We start from the raw sequence: 15,429 nt of genomic DNA, 5'->3' as shown, positions 1-15,429 counted from the left end.
TTTACCTTAAGGTAGGGACAGGCGGTAAAAGCGTGCAGCGTCCAGAAATGCAGCACGTTTGATCAATTCGGCGGCAACAGCTTCTTCATCTTCGCCCCATTGGGACACTTGCCAATGTTCATCAACCCGCGATTTCAACCATGCTTCCTCGGGCGGAAGGGCCGCGCGCGTGACGGCCAGCGCCAGAACCAGTGACCCTGAAATGGCGATCAGGTCATGCACCGCAGCCAGGGCGAAATCGTCAAATTCATGCAATGCATCGCGCAAACTGGCCAGCGCCATTGGGTCTTGGGTCACATGCATGACGCCCGCGCCAATGTTCAGCCGTGCGCCAAGCGCTTCTGCCGCCCATTCCAGAACCGGATCCCAGCCCGCTGCCTGCTGTGCGATCAACTGTTCCGGTCCTACCGCGCGATAACACAAAAGGTCACTATCGCCGTATTCTGCCAGCAAGGCGATCACCTCGGGGCGCTGGGTGCGCACCTTGTCGATGGCGGCGTTTGCGCCGCGGGTCAGCGGCATGGTGCGCGGATCGACCAAACCGGCTTGCGCGTCCCATTCTTGGGCAATGGCCGCTGCCAGGTCATGCGTCGGCACGATCAAACCTGCCTTGGCCGGTGTGCGCACGGGCCGCCCGTCCAGATTCACCGTATAGCCGCCATCGCAAACAACCACGTCGGCCTGTTTCCAGAAACGTTTCGGTTTCCAATCGCTCATCTGTCTGGTCCTGTAAGTTGGTCAACAGCCGCCGCCAGTGCCGCAAAATCATGGATCAAGATATCGGGGCGCAGGGTTTCCGCTGCATGATACCCCCAACTGACCCCGATCGTACGCACCCCCGCCGCGCGGCCCATGTCCATGTCATAGGTCGTATCGCCCAGCATCACCGCCTGGCGCGCGCTGACGCCGGTTTCGTTCAAGGCGGTCAAGATCATCGAAGGGTTCGGTTTCGACGGGTGATGATCCGCCACCTGTTCGCTGTGGAACATGCCGCGCAACCCGTGCTTTTCCAGCACCTTGTCCAGGCCGCGCCGGGACTTGCCCGTTGCGATGGCCAGCAACGTATTGTCCTGCCCTGCCAGCCTATCCAGCGCATCGCGCGCACCAGGAAACAGCAGGCTCCGTTCACCCTGCCCGTCCGCGCCACGCAGATCGACATAGGCATCCTTGTAAGCCTGCACCAGCGGGCGGCGGTCGGCCACATCGGGGCAAAGCCGGGCAAAGGCCTCGTCCAGCGACAAACCCACGATCGACAGCACCGCCGCCGGATCGGGCGCACCAAGACCGTTGGCATCATACGCCATCGTCATGGCCGCCAGAATTTCGGTCTGGCTGTCCACCAACGTGCCATCCACGTCAAAGATCACAAGGCGCAAATCATTCATCCGGCATATTGAAAGGGTCAACAGGCGCATGGCCCACAACCCACCCCACATAATCCCATGTTTTCTGCATATGCTCTGGCAAGGGCGCAGTAATATGCAGCGTCGCCCCGGTGACCGGGTGTTCAATCGTGAGGGACCGCGCGTGCAGGTGCAGCTTGCGGCTGATTTCGCCGCCCATGCTTGCACCCCAGCCATCGCCAAGATTTTCCTGCCCCGACCCGCCATATTTGCCATCGCCGATCACCGGATGCCCGATTTCGGCCATGTGGGCGCGCAATTGGTGGGTGCGGCCGGTGATCGGCACCAAGGCACACCACGCCGCGCGACTGGCCAGCGTATCCATGACTGCATAATCGGTCGTCGCGCGCTTTGCACCTTCGGTGCTGGCGATGTCATTGGGATGCACGCAGCGCATCTTTTCATTCTCGCCGCCCCTGCCGTGACCGGGGGCCTTGACCAGCCCGTATTTGATCGTGCCGGCACGCGGATGCGGCACACCGGCGACAGCGGCCCAGTAAATCTTGCGGGTTTCGCGGTGTTTCAGGTTCTCGGTCAACTGCTTGGCCATCATCCGCGTCCGCGCCAACAGCAGCACGCCCGACGTGTCCTTGTCCAATCGGTGCACCAGCCGTGGCTTTTCGTCATAACCAAAGGTCAGCGCCTCGGCCATGCCATCGACATGACGGGTGGTTTTCGACCCGCCCTGCGTGGCCAGCCCGGGGGGCTTGTTGATCGCGATGATATGATCGTCGCGGTAAATCACGCAGGACTGAATCAGCTTGGCATCCGCCTTGGTCACGCCAGATTTCAGCATGAAAGCCGCCGCTGCCGCCTCTTCCTCGGTTGGTAACGGCGGGATGCGGATTTTCTGGCCAACCTCTAACCGGGTTGCGGTTTTCACCCGCCCGCCATCAACGCGCACCTCGCCCTTGCGGCACATCTTTTCGATCCGACCCTGCGTCAGATGCGGGAACAGACGGCGCAGATAGCGATCAAGCCGCTGGTCGCCATCGTCGGGGCCAATGATGCGTGTTTGCACACCGCTCATGTAATTATTCCTTTTGCGACCCAAAGCCCGACAAAACAGGCCCCGAGTGATAAGATGACCGACGCCAGCACATAGCCGCCCGCCGCCGTGATCCGCTCTGCCTCGACCAGACGCAGGGCATCCAGCGAAAAGGCGGAAAATGTTGTAAAGCCGCCCAGAACCCCGGTCAGGATAAAGGGTGCCCAATGTTGCAAGCCGCGCGCCGACAGCAGCACCCAAGCCACCCCGATCAGAAACGACCCGATGACATTAACCGCAAGCGTGCCGAACGGAAACGCCACGCCCAGCCCGACAACATACCGCAGCACAGCGCCAAACGCACCGCCCAAGGCGACAAAGATCACAGGTATCACCATGTGTGTCCCTTGGCTGTTCGTTTCAACCTTGTCAATTCTTGCCCCGTTTCGCACGCAAACCGGCAAAGAAATCGACCCGCCTTTTCAAGTCGCGTTCAAAGCCACGGTCAACGGGCAGATAATAAACACCGCGTTTCATGTTTTCGGGGAAATAGTTTTGCCCGCTGAACCCATCCTCTGCGTCATGGTCATAGGCATAGCCCGCGCCAAACCCCTGTTCCTTCATCAACTTGGTGGGCGCGTTCAGGATATGCGCGGGCGGTGGTTCTGATCCGGTCTGTTTCGCCGCCGCAACTGCCGCCTTATAGGCCACATAGGCCGCGTTGGATTTAGGCGCGAGCGCCAGATAGGTCACCGCCTGCGCCAGCGCCAATTCGCCCTCGGGGCTACCCAGCCGTTCATAGGTTTCCCATGATTGCAGGCAAACCGCCTGTGCCTGCGGGTCGGCAAGGCCGATATCCTCGACCGCCATCCGCGTGATGCGGCGGGCCAGATAGCGCGGGTCTTCGCCCCCCGCCAGCATTCGCGCGAACCAGTAAAGGGCGGCGTCGGGGTCAGACCCGCGCACCGATTTATGCAATGCCGAAATCAGATTATAATGTTCATCGCCGGATTTGTCGTATTTCACCGCCCGTTTCATCAGGCGTTTGGTCAGATCATCACGCGTCAGCTTACCCGCCGGTTTCCACGCCATGATCTGTTCGATCAGGTTCAACAAGGCGCGCCCGTCGCCATCGGCCATGTCCAACAGCGCATCACGCGCAGGCCCGTCCAGTGGCAGGGCGCGGGTCAGTTCGCGTTCTGCACGCTGCGCAAGACGTTCCAGATCAGCCTGATCGAGCCGCTTCAGGATCAGCACCTGTGACCGGCTCAGAACGGCGGCGTTCAATTCGAAACTGGGGTTTTCGGTGGTCGCACCCACCAGCAGGATCGTCCCGTCTTCCATATAGGGCAGGAACCCGTCCTGTTGCGCCTTGTTGAAACGGTGGATTTCATCAACAAACAGCAACGTGCCCTTGCCGTTCTGGCGGCGTATCCTGGCCGCCTCGAACACTTTGCGCAATTCCGGCACACCGGTAAAAATTGCGCTGATCTGCACGAAGTGCAGGTCGGTTTCATCGGCCAGCAGGCGGGCAATCGTTGTTTTGCCCACACCAGGCGGGCCCCAGAATATCAGAGATGACAAAGACCCTGACGCCAGCATCGTGCCCAGCGGCGCATCCTCGCCAAGCACCTGTTCCTGCCCGATCACATCAGCCAGTTTGGCTGGGCGCAGCCGGTCAGCCAGCGGACGGGGGCCTGCCGGGGCATGTGGTGATGAGTTGTCAAACAGATCGACCATGGTAGAAACATATGCCTTAAGTCAAAAAGCGAAAGCCCCGCTGCATGAGCGGGGCCTTCAAAACCAGACTTGCGATGCGCTTTAATCTTCCAGCGCTTCGAATTCAGCCAAACGCGCCTTGTCGGCGGCACCTTTGGCATCCACATCGCGGTCAACGAATTCGATGATCGCCATCGGTGCCATGTCGCCATAACGGAAACCGGCCTTCATGATGCGGATGTAACCACCCTGACGGTCCTTGTAGCGGGGGCCAAGGATTTCGAACAGCTTGGCTGTGTGCATGTCCTGCTTCAGCTGGGCATTGGCCTGACGGCGGGCGTGCAGATCGCCGCGCTTTGCCAGCGTGACCAGCTTTTCCACCACGCGGCGCAATTCCTTGGCCTTGGGCAGTGTTGTCTTGATCTGCTCATGTTCAATGAGCGAGCCTGCCATGTTCGCAAACAGCGCCTTGCGGTGCTCGTGTGTGCGGTTCAGGCGGCGGTAACCTCTTGCGTGACGCATTTAATGTCTCCTACGGTTTTATACTTTGTCCAACGGTCTGATGCGTGCCAGCCGTATTATTGGGGCGGAATTGCCCGGGGTCGGGTAAGGTGGGTTTGAACCCACCCTACGTCTTTAGAACTGGTCTTCGAACTTTTTCGCCAGATCTTCGATGTTGTCCGGCGGCCAATCTTCGACGTCCATGCCAAGATGCAGCCCCATGCCTGACAGCACTTCCTTGATTTCATTCAGGGACTTGCGGCCAAAGTTCGGAGTGCGCAGCATTTCTGCCTCGGTCTTCTGAATCAGATCGCCGATATAAACGATGTTGTCGTTCTTGAGACAGTTTGCCGAACGCACAGACAATTCCAGCTCGTCCACCTTTTTCAGCAGCAGCGGGTTGAATTCCAGCCCGTCGTCATCTGCACCGGCGGTCGCGCTTTCGGGTTCGTCGAAGTTCACGAAGATCGACAGCTGATCCTGCAGAATACGTGCGGCATAGGCCACCGCATCATCAGGCGTCAGCGATCCGTCGGTTTCAACCTTCATGGTCAGCTTGTCATAATCCAGCACCTGACCTTCGCGGGTCGGCTGCACGTCATAGGACACCTTCTTGACAGGCGAATAGATGGCGTCGATGGCGATCATGCCAATCGGTGCATCCTCGGGCTTGTTCTTGTCAGCCGCAACATAGCCTTTGCCAGTGTTCACCGTCAGTTCCATGTAAAGGTCTGCGCCATCATCAAGGTGACAGATCACATGTTCCTTGTTCAAAACCTCGATCCCGGCTGTTTCGGAAATATCCCCCGCCGTTACGACGCCCGGGCCTTTGGCTTGCAGCGCCAAACGCTTTGGTCCGTCAACTTCCATACGGATCGCCACGCCCTTGAGGTTCAACACGATATCGGTCACATCTTCGCGCACGCCCGGAACTGACGAAAATTCGTGCAGCACGTTGTCGATCTGAACAGCCGTGACAGCAGCACCTTGGAGCGACGACATCAGGATGCGGCGCAACGCGTTACCAATTGTCAGGCCAAAGCCCCGCTCGAGTGGTTCTGCAATAACCGTTGCCTGACGCGCCGGATCGTTTCCCGGCCTGACTTCCAATTGTGTCGGCTTGATCAACTCAGCCCAATTCTTGTGGATCATGGTCCCTCCATTCTTGTTTGCCTTCATGTCCAAAAAGCAAACGCCCGAGGTTAAAATGACGGATTGGGGCCGTGCAAAACTGCGCGACCCCAAGACGTTTGGTTGAAAATCAGACGCGACGACGCTTTGGCGGGCGGCAGCCATTGTGGGCCATTGGCGTCACGTCACGAATCGACGTGATGTTAAAGCCGACAGCAGCCAGCGCGCGCAGCGCACTTTCACGGCCGGAACCGGGCCCTTGCACTTCGACTTCCAGCGTCTTGACGCCATGATCCTGTGCCTTTTTGCCTGCATCTTCCGCAGCCATCTGGGCAGCATAGGGTGTCGACTTGCGCGAACCCTTGAAACCCATCGTGCCAGCAGAAGACCATGCAATCGCATTGCCCTGCACGTCAGAAATCAGAATTTTAGTGTTGTTGAAAGAAGAGTTCACATGAGCAACGCCAGCGGCGATGTTCTTGGAGACTTTCTTTTTGGTGCGTTTTGGATCGCGAGCCATTGGTCAGCCTCCTTATTTCTTCTTGCCGGCAATGGCCTTTGCAGGGCCCTTGCGTGTGCGTGCGTTGGTGTGTGTCCGCTGGCCGCGAACCGGAAGGTTCCGGCGATGGCGCAGACCGCGATAACAGCCAAGGTCCATCAGGCGCTTGATGTTCATCTGCGTTTCACGGCGCAGGTCGCCTTCGACGGTCAGGTTTGCGTCAATGTATTCCCGAATTGCCAGAACCTCTGCGTCAGACAGCTGGTTCACACGGCGTGCGCGATCAATTTTGACGGCTTCGCAGATTTCCTCGGCTTTGGCGCTGCCAATTCCGGTAATATAGGTCAGGGCGATTGGAACCCGCTTTCCAGTGGGTATGTTGACGCCGGCGATACGTGCCACGTTTGTTATTCCTTTTCGTTGCGGGTCCGTCGTTCCAGACCCTTTTTTCACAACGCAAGCCCGGCTAGAAAAGCGCGGGCTTTTGTCATCTAGAGGTATTCTGTCATTTCGAGGTGCGACCCCGCAACCAACAGCGATTCCCTTTCGGGATGGCGTTGTTTAGGGGGCATTGACACAATGGTCAAGCGCAGCTGAGGTTTGCAAAGGATTTTCTTGAAAATCCTTTGCAGCGTTTCAAATTGCTGGAAATGCCGCGTTTCAGGCCAAAGCTTTGGCGATACTGTCAGCAACCTCGTCCATGCCGCCCAAGCCATCGACCGACACCAGATCACCCTTGGCGTGATAATATCCGATAAGCGGGCTGGTCTGCTTGTAATAGGCCAACAGACGGGTGCGCAGGCTTTCCTCGTTGTCATCAGCGCGGCGCTGGAAATCAGAGCCGCCACATTTGCTGCATTTACCGTCAGCAGGAATTGGCTTGGTGATGTCGTTAAAAACCTCGCCACAGCTGCCACAGGTCGAACGCGCCGTAATCCGCGCAACGAGCGCTTGGTCATCGACCTGCATTTCGATCACATGGTCAAGGTTTTCACCCATATCGCGCAAAAGCTCTCCCAAAGCATCAGCCTGCGCCAGTGTCCGGGGGAAACCGTCAAAGATATAACCGCCAGCAGAGCCGTTGCTTTCCAGCTGTTCGCGGATCAGGCCGATCACAATTTCATCGGTGACCAGTTCGCCGCGATCCATAACAGCGGCAACGCGTTTGCCCATTTCAGTGCCACTGGTCCGTGCCGCGCGCAACATGTCTCCGGTGCTTAGTTGCACCATGTCGCGTTCTTCCACCAGCTTGCGTGCCTGTGTTCCTTTGCCCGCACCTGGCGGTCCCAAAAGTATGATATTCATCGACGCGACGGTCCTTTGCGTTTTGCTCCGCTCCGCTTTCCGCGCAGCTGCGACTTTTCGATCAAACCTTCATACTGGTGCGCAACCAAATGCGATTGGATCTGTTGGATCGTGTCCATCCCGACAGATACGATGATCAGCACGGATGTCCCGCCAAAGTAGAACGGAATGGACAGTTCAGCTCGGATAATTTCCGGCAAAAGAGCAACCAGCGCTAGATAGCCAGACCCGAGCACCAGAATACGCGTGACAACATAGTCAAGGTATTCCTGGGTTTTCTTACCGGGGCGGATCCCTGGGACGAAACCGTTCTGATTTTTCAGGTTCTCGGCCACATCTTCGGTCTTGAAGGCGACTTCACGGGTATAAAAATATGTGAAAAAGACGATCATGCCGCCAAAGAAGATAAGGTAAAGCGGTTGGCCGGGACCAAACAAAGCCAAGACCGTAGACATGAAGGGGCCAGATGTGCCGCCGCTGAAGGTGCTGATGGTTGTCGGCAGCAACAACAAGGCCGAGGCAAAGATGGCAGGTATCACACCCGCCGGGTTTACCTTGATTGGCAAGTGGCTGCTGGAACCGTCATAGATCTTCATACCACGCTGCTGACGCGGATATTGAATGTGAATCTTGCGCAGACTGCGTTCCATGAACACAACGAAAGTCAGCACGGCCGCTACCATCAGCAAGATACCGACGATCACCAGCGGGCTGATCGCGCCAGACCGTCCTTGGGAAAGGAATTGCGCCATCGCGGCAGGAATTTCAGCAATAATCCCGACAAAGATGATCAATGAAATCCCGTTACCGATGCCGCGCGCAGTGATCTGCTCGCCCAGCCACATCAGGAACATGGTGCCGCCGACAATCGTGATCACGCAGGATGCGCGGAAAAAGAAACCCGGATCAGATGCCAGGCCACCGGCCTCCAGGCTCACAGCAAGGCCGTAAGCCTGCGCCGTAGCCAGCACCACAGTCCCGTAACGGGTGTATTGGTTCAGTTTGCGTCGCCCGGCTTCACCCTCTTTCTTGAGGTTTTTCAGCGGCTCCCACATGGCGCCTAGCAACTGCATCACAATCGACGCCGAAATATACGGCATGATCCCCAGCGTGAAAATCGCCATCCGCGACAGCGCGCCACCAGTGAACATCGACAGGATGCCGCCAATACCAGAGGCGGCTTCATCCATGAACTGCTGCAAAGCAACACCATCAATGCCGGGCACCGGAATGAACGTCCCCAGACGATAAATCATCAGAAGACCGATCGTAAATAGAATGCGCTGGCGCAATTCAGTTGCTTTGCCGAAGGCGCTCCAACTGACGTTGGCTGCCATTTGCTCTGCTGCAGAAGCCATAAGGGTCTCTTTTTATAAAAAACGCCGCCGAGCGGTTCCCCGGTCAGCGGCGTTTGGGAAAACTTGAGTGTGGTTGTAAGCGACGGTTGCGCCGCTCACAAGGTCTTACTCTGCCACTGCCGGGGATGTGACGTTCAGTGCGCCGCCAGCTTTGGCCACCGCCTCTACCGCGCCCTTGGATGCACCTGTAACCGTGATGTTGGCCTTGGCCGTGAAATCGCCCTTGGCCAGCACACGAATACCGTCTTTCTTGCGGCGCACCAAACCGGATGCGATTAGCGCGTCTTCGGTAATGTCGGCCTTGGCGTCGATCTTGCCTTCGTCAATGAATTTCTGGATCAGGCCCAGGTTCACAACGGCGAATGTCTTACGGTTGATGTTGTTGAAACCACGCTTTGGAAGGCGCTGGTAAAGCGGCATCTGCCCGCCTTCATAACCTTTGATCGCCACGCCCGAGCGCGATTTCTGCCCTTTGATACCACGGCCACCGGTCTTGCCTTTGCCGGATCCTGGACCACGGCCTACGCGTTTTTTGCCTTTGGTGGCGCCTGGATTGTCGGAAAGTTCATTCAGTTTCATGTCGCTTCTCCTTTTGCCGGAACTGGCCCCCAGCGACGGGAGCGGCCAAACACGGCGTTTCTGTCTGAGTCGGTGCAAATACATGCCGACCGGTGGCGTATAGACGGGGTATGGGGGCAGGTCAAGAAAGCAACACGCTTTGCATGAAACAGTGAGCAGCAGCAGGCGATTCAAGGCGGGGTAATGCGAAAAATGTAAAACGCCCCCGGTTTCCCGAGGGCGTTTTAAATCATGTAAGGTGGATCGTGATCCACCATACCTTAGGCTTACCCGCGCTCTTCGATGATCTCGACGAGGTGGGGAATGCTGTTGACCATACCGCGCACAGAAGGTGTATCTTCCAGCTCGCGTGTGCGGTGCATTTTGTTCAGCCCCAGACCAATCAGCGTGGCGCGCTGTTTTTCGGGGCGGCGGATCGGGGAACCGATCTGCTTGACGACGATCGTTTTTGCCATGGTTTAAGCCTCCTCGGTGACTTGGGCAGGGGCCTCATCCCGCTTGGGCAGGATGTCGGAAACCTTTTTGCCCCGACGCTGGGCCACATTGCGCGGTGACTGCTCTTTTTGCAGGCCGTTCATGGTGGCGCGGATCATGTTGTAAGGGTTCTGCGAACCGATGGATTTGGAAACCACATCCTGCACGCCAAGCATTTCGAACACGGCGCGCATTGGACCACCGGCGATGATCCCGGTCCCGGCAGGGGCTGTGCGCATCACGACGCGGCCCGCGCCATGGCGGCCTTCGATATCGTGGTGCAGGGTCCGACCGTCACGCAGGGCAACGCGGATCATCTGGCGCTTGGCTTGTTCGGTGGCCTTGCGGATCGCCTCGGGGACTTCTTTGGCCTTACCTTTGCCAAAGCCGACGCGGCCCTTCTGATCTCCGACAACGACAAGTGCTGCAAAGCCAAAGCGCTTACCACCCTTGACGGTCTTTGACACCCGGTTGATCGCGACCAGACGGTCAGCGAATTCGGGAGCCTGTTCTTCACGGTTGCGGCGTGGGCCGCGATTTTCACGTTCTGCCATGGATGGCGTCCTTTATAACTTGTGCCCTAAGGCGTTGTCCAATCGCCGTATCCGGGGCTGATGCCGAACCGCGATCATCGAGAATGGGTGCAAGCACCCATCCTACAGGTGCGAGTTAGGATGGGTGCTTGCACCCATCCCTCCTTATATTTTCAAGCCACCTTCGCGTGCAGCCTCGGCCAAAGCCTTGATCTTGCCGTGAAAGAGGAAACCACCACGGTCGAAATACGCAACCTCGACGCCAGCCGACTTGGCGCGTTCTGCAATTGCAGCCCCCACCTTTGCCGCGGCTTCGATGTTGTTCTTGCCAACCACGCCCAGATCTTTTTCCAGCGACGAAGCGGATGCGAGCGTCACTCCGTTTACGTCGTCGATCAGCTGGGCGCTGATGTTCTTGTTGGAACGGTGAACCGACAGGCGCACGCGCCCTTGGTTTGCCGTCACAGAGCGAAGTTTGTTCCGAACGCGCATGCGGCGCTTCAGAAACAGTTGTCTCTTGCTGTTTGCCATTTTTGCGTTCCTTACTTCTTCTTACCTTCTTTGCGGAAGATATATTCGCCTTTGTACTTGATACCCTTGCCTTTATACGGCTCGGGCTTGCGCCATTCCCGAATGTTTGCCGCGACCTGACCCACAAGTTGCTCGTCGATACCTTCCACAGTGATTTCCGTCTGCTTCGGCGATGTGACGGTCACACCCTCTGGCACTTCGAAATTCACATCGTGGCTATAACCCAGCGACAGCTTGAGAGTGCCGCCCTGCATCTGCGCACGATAACCAACACCCGACAGCTCAAGCTCTTTCTTGAACCCTTCGGAAACGCCCGTGGCCAGGTTTGCGACCATCGTGCGGCTCATGCCCCACTGCTGGCGCGCGCGCTTGGATTTGCCGCGTGGCGTGATGGTGACGACATTGCCGTCAACCGAGATGTTCACATCGTCGGTAGCTTTAAAGGTCCGGGTCCCCTTGGGGCCTTTCACTTCAACGGTCTGGCCGGACACGCTGGCCGTAACGCCAGCGGGCAGTTCAACCGGTTTTTTCCCAATACGAGACATGATTTCCCCTTAGAATACAGTGCAGAGCACTTCACCACCAACATTGGCGTTCCGTGCGTTTGCATCCGACATCACACCCTTCGGGGTGGAGACAATCGACACACCCAAGCCCTGACGGACAGATGGGAGGTCATTGGCGGCCATATAGACGCGACGACCGGGTTTCGAGACCCGTTTCACTTCGCGAATGACAGGTGCGCCCTCGTAATACTTCAGTTCGATCTTGAAAGCAGGGTGGCCGTCTTTGCCGTCCTTCTTTTCATAACCGCGAATGTAGCCTTCGTCAGCCAGCACATCCAACACCCATGCGCGCAACTTGGATGCAGGTGTTTCCACCGACGCCTTGCCACGCATCTGGCCGTTGCGAATACGTGTCAGCATATCACCGATAGGATCGTTCATATCATATGCTCCTTACCAGCTCGACTTGACCATACCGGGGATTTCGCCATTGGAACCAAGGTCCCGCAGCGCGATCCGGCTGATCTTGAGTTTGCGATAATAGGCGTGTGGACGCCCGGTGAGCTGGCAACGGTTGTGCAGGCGTGTCGCGGACGAATTGCGCGGCAGTTCAGCCAGTTTCAAAGTCGCTTTAAAGCGCTCTTCCACAGGTTTTTCCTGGTCGTTGATGATCGCTTTTAGCGCGGCGCGCTTTTCAGCGTACTGTGCCACCAGCTTTTCGCGCTTCTTTTCGCGCTCGATCATGGATTTCTTAGCCATATCTCTCTCTCCCTGACGCTTAGCTGTTGAAAGGCATGTTGAACGCTTTCAACAGTGCCTTTGCTTCAGCGTCGGTCTTCGCTGTGGTGCAGATAACGATGTCCATGCCCCAGTTTTCATCAATTTTATCAAAATTGATTTCGGGGAACACCAGGTGTTCCTTCAGGCCTGTGGCATAGTTGCCGCGACCATCAAAGGATTTGCCGGACACGCCGCGAAAGTCGCGGATACGTGGCATGGCGACAGTGATCAGACGATCCAGGAATTCATACATCCGGTCGCCGCGCAGCGTCACCTTTGCACCCAATGGCATGTCTTCACGGACCCGGAAACCCGCAATGGATTTCTTGGCTTTCGTGGTGACAGCCTTCTGACCTGCAATTGTCGACAGGTCTTCTTGGGCGGATTTGGCTTTTTTGCTGTCACGAACAGCTTCTGCGCCGCAGCCGATGTTCAAGACAATCTTGTCCAGCTTCGGGATCTGCATCTCGTTCTTATAGCCAAATTCCTCTTTCAGGGCAGCGCGAATGCTGTCCGTGTAAGCGGCCTTCAGGCGGGGGGTATAGTTTGCAGCGTCAAGCATCAGATTGCATCCCCTGTTGTCTTGGCGAAACGCACCTTGTTGTCGCCATCCATACGAAAGCCGACGCGGGTTGCCTTGCCGTTTGCATCAACGATGGCCAGGTTCGACAGGTCGATCGGCATCGCCTTTGGCGTGCGGCCACCCTGACTGGACTGGGATTGCTTTTCGTGACGGATCGCGATGTTCAAGCCGTTCACGATGGCCTTGCCCGACTTTGGATCAACCGATGAAATTTCCCCGGTCTTGCCCTTGTCCTTGCCAGCCATCACGATGACCTTGTCACCTTTGCGGAGTTTTGCAGCCATGATTACAGCACCTCCGGAGCAAGCGAGATGATTTTCATGAAGTTCTTGGCGCGCAGTTCACGCACAACAGGCCCGAAAATACGGGTCCCAACGGGTTCGTTGTTGTTGTTCAGGATCACGGCAGCGTTGCGATCAAAACGGATCGCCGTGCCATCTTCACGAAATACTTCTTTGGCGGTGCGCACGACGACGGCCTTGCGGACGTCACCTTTCTTTACGCGACCACGTGGAATAGCCTCTTTCACCGATACGACGATAATGTCACCGACACTCGCGTAACGACGATGAGAGCCACCCAGAACCTTGATGCACTGAACACGGCGTGCGCCGCTGTTGTCAGCAACATCCAGATTGGTCTGCATCTGGATCATTTGGTTTCCTTCCGACCTTTGGGGAATTTCCGATTTCCGACCGGAGCCCCAGGGTTTCGTTGATCAGGTTGCGCGCGCCCTAAGAGGCGATCACTTCCCAGCGTTTGGTTTTCGACTTTGGTGCACATTCCTGAATACGGACCTGATCACCAACGTTGAACGTGTTGTTTTCGTCATGTGCGCGGTATTTCTTGGACTTACGCACGGTTTTCTGAAGCAGCGGGTGCTTGAAACGACGCTCGACCGAAACTGTGACAGTCTGGGCGTTCTGGTTGCTTGTCACAACCCCTTGCAGGATACGCTTAGGCATGGATCAAGCCTCCACTTCTTTGGTGACGGACGTAGCGTCCGACGCAGCGGCTGCTGCTTTTTCGTTCAGAATTGTTTTCACCTTTGCGGCGTTCCGGCGGGCGGCGCGCATGGCGGCAGTGTTTTCAAGCTGGCCAGTGGCCTGCTGAAAACGCAGGTTAAAGGCTTCTTTTTTCAGGTTCACCAGTTCATCACGAAGCTGGTCGGGCGTTTTTTCCCGCAGTTCCTTGGCGTTCATGCCATTTTCCTTTGTCAACATCACCGGCAGGCCGCACAAAGGCGTGACCCGATTCCCGGTGGAGTGGGTGTAGAAGTGCGCCGTTTAGCCCCCCCTGCCCCACAACGCAACCCCTTTGCGATAAAGTGTTGCTTTATTCACTTGGCCCGGCCGAAACAGCGTTAGCATCTGCTCTATACGTCCATCGTCGGGCCGGATATGAAAGGGTTATGACAAATATCAAATCCCTTTTCGCGACCCGCCTTTACCACGCCCCGCTTTCGGCGCATGGCCCGATCGACCCCACTGAGCTGGAAAAATCCTGCCTTGTGATCGCTGACGATGATGAAGCCGGGCAAGACTGGTGCGAGACGCAGGGCTATCCTGGCTATACGTCTTATGCGTCGCTGACCGACCTGCCGTGGCGGTTTCCGATCTTTGCCGATCTGGTCCGCGTCCTTGATGCCCATATCGCCGAATTTGCCAAGGATTTGCAATTCGATCTGGGCGACAAGGCCCTGAAACTGGAAGATATCTGGATCAACATCCTGCCCCCCGGCGGGATCCACACCAGCCACATCCACCCCCATTCGGTGATCAGCGGCACCACCTATGTCGCCATGCCCGAAGGCGCCAGCGCGCTCAAACTGGAAGACCCGCGCCTGCCCATGATGATGGCCGCCCCTACCCGCGTTAAAGATGCACGCGAGGAATTGCGGACGTTCATCTATGTGAAACCAGAAGTCGGTGATGTGCTGCTATGGGAAAGCTGGCTGCGCCACGAGGTGCCGATGAACATGGCCGAAGAAGACGAACGGATTTCGGTCAGTTTTAATTATAGTTGGGGGTAAGGCGCCGATTATACTTGTTTTTATCGAAAAGTAATTTCAAGGAGATTTCTTAAGTGACTAACCGTTGGGCTATTCCCAAGGATATTGAATGCCAAATTCGGCGTCGTGACTTAAACTGTATTTATTGCCGCACCGAATTCAGTGGTAAACTTGGATCACCACGATCACACCCAAGCTGGGAACATATCATAAATGATGCTTCAATTATAACCTTCGAAAACATTGCCTTATGTTGCAGAGGATGCAATGCGAGCAAGGGTCAAAAGACACTCGCCGAATGGCTTGAATCTGGATATTGCAGCACACACAAAATCACATACGCAACCATGGCACCCGTTGCACGGCGCGCCTACGATTCAGAGTTGCGCGAAAAAGGCAGCGATAAATAAACCCCCGCTGATTTCTCAACGGGGGCATTTTTTATTTTGCGTATGTCGGGGTTAACCCCGACCTACCAGTCTTCGCGAACCACGGTCCGTGTCTTGATCGGCAGCTTCATCGCAGCAA

Annotated in this window: 24 protein-coding genes; 1 reads left to right on the top strand and 23 read right to left on the bottom strand. The window is 56.7% G+C overall.

The features are described from left to right. Window positions 1–6: 6 nt before the first annotated feature. The 23 genes from IBX59_RS11735 to rpmC form a co-directional block, all read right to left on the bottom strand. A complete protein-coding gene (locus IBX59_RS11735; RefSeq protein WP_296375731.1) occupies window positions 7–717 on the bottom strand; it encodes an ATP12 family chaperone protein in 711 nt (236 codons plus the stop codon). Continuing rightward, window positions 714–1,385 carry an HAD-IA family hydrolase gene (locus IBX59_RS11730; protein ID WP_296375729.1) on the bottom strand — a complete coding sequence of 224 codons (672 nt, stop codon included), beginning with the start codon at window positions 1,383–1,385 and terminating at the stop codon, window positions 714–716. The genes IBX59_RS11735 and IBX59_RS11730 overlap by 4 nt, the downstream gene beginning before the upstream one ends. Then, window positions 1,378–2,433 (bottom strand): RluA family pseudouridine synthase, encoded by a 1,056-nt coding sequence (locus IBX59_RS11725; protein ID WP_296375727.1) that lies wholly within the window; start codon window positions 2,431–2,433, stop codon window positions 1,378–1,380. Before IBX59_RS11725 ends, IBX59_RS11730 begins: the two co-directional genes overlap by 8 nt. After that, on the bottom strand, window positions 2,430–2,789 hold the full coding sequence (locus tag IBX59_RS11720; protein ID WP_296375726.1) for a CrcB family protein: 360 nt from the start codon (window positions 2,787–2,789) through the stop codon (window positions 2,430–2,432). The genes IBX59_RS11725 and IBX59_RS11720 overlap by 4 nt, the downstream gene beginning before the upstream one ends. Before the next feature lie 31 nt (window positions 2,790–2,820). Then, window positions 2,821–4,131, bottom strand: coding sequence for a replication-associated recombination protein A (locus IBX59_RS11715; RefSeq protein WP_296375723.1), 1,311 nt, complete (start codon window positions 4,129–4,131; stop codon window positions 2,821–2,823). Between the two features lie 81 nt (window positions 4,132–4,212). Beyond that, window positions 4,213–4,632 (bottom strand): 50S ribosomal protein L17, encoded by a 420-nt coding sequence (rplQ, locus tag IBX59_RS11710; RefSeq protein WP_296375721.1) that lies wholly within the window; start codon window positions 4,630–4,632, stop codon window positions 4,213–4,215. 114 nt (window positions 4,633–4,746) lie between these two features. Next, window positions 4,747–5,763 (bottom strand): DNA-directed RNA polymerase subunit alpha, encoded by a 1,017-nt coding sequence (locus IBX59_RS11705; protein ID WP_296375719.1) that lies wholly within the window; start codon window positions 5,761–5,763, stop codon window positions 4,747–4,749. Window positions 5,764–5,872: 109 nt separating this feature from the next. Then, complete coding sequence (gene rpsK, locus IBX59_RS11700; protein WP_235227260.1) at window positions 5,873–6,262, bottom strand: 30S ribosomal protein S11; 390 nt, start codon at window positions 6,260–6,262, stop codon at window positions 5,873–5,875. Window positions 6,263–6,274: 12 nt separating this feature from the next. Then, complete coding sequence (gene rpsM, locus IBX59_RS11695; protein ID WP_296375714.1) at window positions 6,275–6,643, bottom strand: 30S ribosomal protein S13; 369 nt, start codon at window positions 6,641–6,643, stop codon at window positions 6,275–6,277. Window positions 6,644–6,901: 258 nt separating this feature from the next. After that, window positions 6,902–7,546 carry an adenylate kinase gene (locus IBX59_RS11690; protein WP_296375712.1) on the bottom strand — a complete coding sequence of 215 codons (645 nt, stop codon included), beginning with the start codon at window positions 7,544–7,546 and terminating at the stop codon, window positions 6,902–6,904. Continuing rightward, entirely contained in the window at window positions 7,543–8,883 is a 1,341-nt protein-coding gene (secY, locus tag IBX59_RS11685) for a preprotein translocase subunit SecY (protein ID WP_296375752.1), read from the bottom strand. The genes IBX59_RS11690 and secY overlap by 4 nt, the downstream gene beginning before the upstream one ends. 126 nt (window positions 8,884–9,009) lie before the next feature. Further along, window positions 9,010–9,483 carry a 50S ribosomal protein L15 gene (rplO, locus tag IBX59_RS11680; RefSeq protein WP_296375709.1) on the bottom strand — a complete coding sequence of 158 codons (474 nt, stop codon included), beginning with the start codon at window positions 9,481–9,483 and terminating at the stop codon, window positions 9,010–9,012. 266 nt (window positions 9,484–9,749) lie between these two features. Then, window positions 9,750–9,938 carry a 50S ribosomal protein L30 gene (gene rpmD / locus IBX59_RS11675; protein ID WP_296375707.1) on the bottom strand — a complete coding sequence of 63 codons (189 nt, stop codon included), beginning with the start codon at window positions 9,936–9,938 and terminating at the stop codon, window positions 9,750–9,752. Between the two features lie 3 nt (window positions 9,939–9,941). Then, window positions 9,942–10,511 (bottom strand): 30S ribosomal protein S5, encoded by a 570-nt coding sequence (gene rpsE, locus IBX59_RS11670; protein ID WP_296375703.1) that lies wholly within the window; start codon window positions 10,509–10,511, stop codon window positions 9,942–9,944. A gap of 144 nt (window positions 10,512–10,655) precedes the next feature. Further along, entirely contained in the window at window positions 10,656–11,021 is a 366-nt protein-coding gene (rplR, locus tag IBX59_RS11665) for a 50S ribosomal protein L18 (protein ID WP_296375701.1), read from the bottom strand. 11 nt (window positions 11,022–11,032) lie between these two features. Beyond that, window positions 11,033–11,566: a 50S ribosomal protein L6 gene (gene rplF / locus IBX59_RS11660; protein WP_296375699.1), complete on the bottom strand. Its 534-nt coding sequence runs from the start codon at window positions 11,564–11,566 to the stop codon at window positions 11,033–11,035. A gap of 9 nt (window positions 11,567–11,575) precedes the next feature. Next, the gene (rpsH, locus tag IBX59_RS11655) at window positions 11,576–11,968 is read right to left on the bottom strand and encodes a 30S ribosomal protein S8 (RefSeq protein WP_296375697.1); all 393 of its coding nucleotides are present in this window, start codon (window positions 11,966–11,968) and stop codon (window positions 11,576–11,578) included. A 12-nt stretch (window positions 11,969–11,980) separates the two neighbouring features. Further along, window positions 11,981–12,286, bottom strand: coding sequence for a 30S ribosomal protein S14 (gene rpsN / locus IBX59_RS11650; RefSeq protein WP_296375695.1), 306 nt, complete (start codon window positions 12,284–12,286; stop codon window positions 11,981–11,983). A 19-nt stretch (window positions 12,287–12,305) separates the two neighbouring features. Then, entirely contained in the window at window positions 12,306–12,869 is a 564-nt protein-coding gene (rplE, locus tag IBX59_RS11645) for a 50S ribosomal protein L5 (protein ID WP_296375692.1), read from the bottom strand. After that, window positions 12,869–13,174: a 50S ribosomal protein L24 gene (rplX, locus tag IBX59_RS11640; protein ID WP_296375690.1), complete on the bottom strand. Its 306-nt coding sequence runs from the start codon at window positions 13,172–13,174 to the stop codon at window positions 12,869–12,871. The genes rplE and rplX overlap by 1 nt, the downstream gene beginning before the upstream one ends. 2 nt (window positions 13,175–13,176) lie before the next feature. Beyond that, entirely contained in the window at window positions 13,177–13,545 is a 369-nt protein-coding gene (gene rplN, locus IBX59_RS11635; protein ID WP_056038981.1) for a 50S ribosomal protein L14, read from the bottom strand. Window positions 13,546–13,624: 79 nt separating this feature from the next. Continuing rightward, complete coding sequence (rpsQ, locus tag IBX59_RS11630; protein ID WP_296375685.1) at window positions 13,625–13,855, bottom strand: 30S ribosomal protein S17; 231 nt, start codon at window positions 13,853–13,855, stop codon at window positions 13,625–13,627. A 3-nt stretch (window positions 13,856–13,858) separates the two neighbouring features. Beyond that, on the bottom strand, window positions 13,859–14,092 hold the full coding sequence (gene rpmC, locus IBX59_RS11625; protein ID WP_296375683.1) for a 50S ribosomal protein L29: 234 nt from the start codon (window positions 14,090–14,092) through the stop codon (window positions 13,859–13,861). Window positions 14,093–14,301: 209 nt separating this feature from the next. Between rpmC and IBX59_RS11620 the strand changes: the two genes are divergently transcribed. After that, the gene (locus IBX59_RS11620; RefSeq protein WP_296375681.1) at window positions 14,302–14,922 is read left to right on the top strand and encodes a TIGR02466 family protein; all 621 of its coding nucleotides are present in this window, start codon (window positions 14,302–14,304) and stop codon (window positions 14,920–14,922) included. Window positions 14,923–15,429 lie beyond the last annotated feature (507 nt).

The sequence above is a fragment of the Yoonia sp. genome (genome assembly GCF_014859355.1).
Classification (GTDB): Bacteria; Pseudomonadota; Alphaproteobacteria; order Rhodobacterales; family Rhodobacteraceae; genus Yoonia.
This window is presented reverse-complemented; position numbering and strand designations above follow the sequence as displayed.

What these genes read in the sequence shown, in the direction of transcription:
- rpsE (WP_296375703.1), bottom strand. Translation starts at nt 10,511, where the DNA reads ATGGCAGAACGTGAAAATCGCGGCCCACGCCGCAACCGTGAAGAACAG.
- rplQ (WP_296375721.1), bottom strand. Translation starts at nt 4,632, where the DNA reads ATGCGTCACGCAAGAGGTTACCGCCGCCTGAACCGCACACACGAGCAC.
- rplR (WP_296375701.1), bottom strand. Translation starts at nt 11,021, where the DNA reads ATGGCAAACAGCAAGAGACAACTGTTTCTGAAGCGCCGCATGCGCGTT.
- secY (WP_296375752.1), bottom strand. Translation starts at nt 8,883, where the DNA reads ATGGCAGCCAACGTCAGTTGGAGCGCCTTCGGCAAAGCAACTGAATTG.
- rpsK (WP_235227260.1), bottom strand. Translation starts at nt 6,262, where the DNA reads ATGGCTCGCGATCCAAAACGCACCAAAAAGAAAGTCTCCAAGAACATC.
- rpsN (WP_296375695.1), bottom strand. Translation starts at nt 12,286, where the DNA reads ATGGCTAAGAAATCCATGATCGAGCGCGAAAAGAAGCGCGAAAAGCTG.
- rpsQ (WP_296375685.1), bottom strand. Translation starts at nt 13,855, where the DNA reads ATGCCTAAGCGTATCCTGCAAGGGGTTGTGACAAGCAACCAGAACGCC.
- rplF (WP_296375699.1), bottom strand. Translation starts at nt 11,566, where the DNA reads ATGTCTCGTATTGGGAAAAAACCGGTTGAACTGCCCGCTGGCGTTACG.
- rplE (WP_296375692.1), bottom strand. Translation starts at nt 12,869, where the DNA reads ATGCTTGACGCTGCAAACTATACCCCCCGCCTGAAGGCCGCTTACACG.
- IBX59_RS11705 (WP_296375719.1), bottom strand. Translation starts at nt 5,763, where the DNA reads ATGATCCACAAGAATTGGGCTGAGTTGATCAAGCCGACACAATTGGAA.
- IBX59_RS11725 (WP_296375727.1), bottom strand. Translation starts at nt 2,433, where the DNA reads ATGAGCGGTGTGCAAACACGCATCATTGGCCCCGACGATGGCGACCAG.
- rpmD (WP_296375707.1), bottom strand. Translation starts at nt 9,938, where the DNA reads ATGGCAAAAACGATCGTCGTCAAGCAGATCGGTTCCCCGATCCGCCGC.
- rplO (WP_296375709.1), bottom strand. Translation starts at nt 9,483, where the DNA reads ATGAAACTGAATGAACTTTCCGACAATCCAGGCGCCACCAAAGGCAAA.
- IBX59_RS11620 (WP_296375681.1), top strand. Translation starts at nt 14,302, where the DNA reads ATGACAAATATCAAATCCCTTTTCGCGACCCGCCTTTACCACGCCCCG.
- rpsH (WP_296375697.1), bottom strand. Translation starts at nt 11,968, where the DNA reads ATGAACGATCCTATCGGTGATATGCTGACACGTATTCGCAACGGCCAG.
- rplN (WP_056038981.1), bottom strand. Translation starts at nt 13,545, where the DNA reads ATGATCCAGATGCAGACCAATCTGGATGTTGCTGACAACAGCGGCGCA.
- IBX59_RS11730 (WP_296375729.1), bottom strand. Translation starts at nt 1,385, where the DNA reads ATGAATGATTTGCGCCTTGTGATCTTTGACGTGGATGGCACGTTGGTG.
- rplX (WP_296375690.1), bottom strand. Translation starts at nt 13,174, where the DNA reads ATGGCTGCAAAACTCCGCAAAGGTGACAAGGTCATCGTGATGGCTGGC.
- IBX59_RS11715 (WP_296375723.1), bottom strand. Translation starts at nt 4,131, where the DNA reads ATGGTCGATCTGTTTGACAACTCATCACCACATGCCCCGGCAGGCCCC.
- rpmC (WP_296375683.1), bottom strand. Translation starts at nt 14,092, where the DNA reads ATGAACGCCAAGGAACTGCGGGAAAAAACGCCCGACCAGCTTCGTGAT.
- IBX59_RS11735 (WP_296375731.1), bottom strand. Translation starts at nt 717, where the DNA reads ATGAGCGATTGGAAACCGAAACGTTTCTGGAAACAGGCCGACGTGGTT.
- IBX59_RS11690 (WP_296375712.1), bottom strand. Translation starts at nt 7,546, where the DNA reads ATGAATATCATACTTTTGGGACCGCCAGGTGCGGGCAAAGGAACACAG.
- IBX59_RS11720 (WP_296375726.1), bottom strand. Translation starts at nt 2,789, where the DNA reads ATGGTGATACCTGTGATCTTTGTCGCCTTGGGCGGTGCGTTTGGCGCT.